Source organism: Paraburkholderia sp. BR14320, assembly GCF_040948665.1.
In the GTDB taxonomy this organism is placed as follows: Bacteria; Pseudomonadota; Gammaproteobacteria; order Burkholderiales; family Burkholderiaceae; genus Paraburkholderia; species Paraburkholderia youngii.
Genome location: NZ_JBFPKG010000274.1, coordinates 1 through 417, shown reverse-complemented (window position 1 = coordinate 417; position 417 = coordinate 1). Strand labels below are relative to the sequence as shown.

1 pseudogene is annotated in these 417 nt (G+C 63.1%); it reads right to left on the bottom strand.

Annotated elements, in window-relative coordinates:
• Positions 1-126: pseudogene (locus tag AB3X89_RS40285) on the bottom strand (DDE-type integrase/transposase/recombinase); the annotation flags it as partial.
• Positions 127-417: the final 291 nt, after the last annotated feature.

Sequence of the window (417 nt, the reverse complement as noted above, 5' to 3'; positions counted from 1 at the left end):
GCGCCCGGCGTTGAGAGCCTCGAGCGCAGCCAGATTCGCACCGCTCTTGTCCACGGTAATCGTCTCGGGCTCGCCGTTCTGGTCAGTCGCCTTCTCAAAGTAGCGGCGCGCAGCGGCCTTGTCTCGACAGAACCCCCGACTCGCGCCGCCAGGCTTCGGCCGTTTCTCGACCATTAACACGGCTTTGTTCAAGAGGGCCGCTTGCGCGGCGGCCGTGGGTCGGGTAGAAGGAGTCCGGTGATCTATCCGACGAGCGAGCTTTCATGCCTTACAAGGCAAGACTGAAGACGGGGCGAACCGCGCAAACGAGCGAAGCCGGGCTATGCGGTAACAAACGCGCACGAGTACAACGAAAGCCTGAAGCGGCGCGGGCAACTCAGCCTGTATTGTCCCGACGGCGACCTGAAGGCGCTGTTC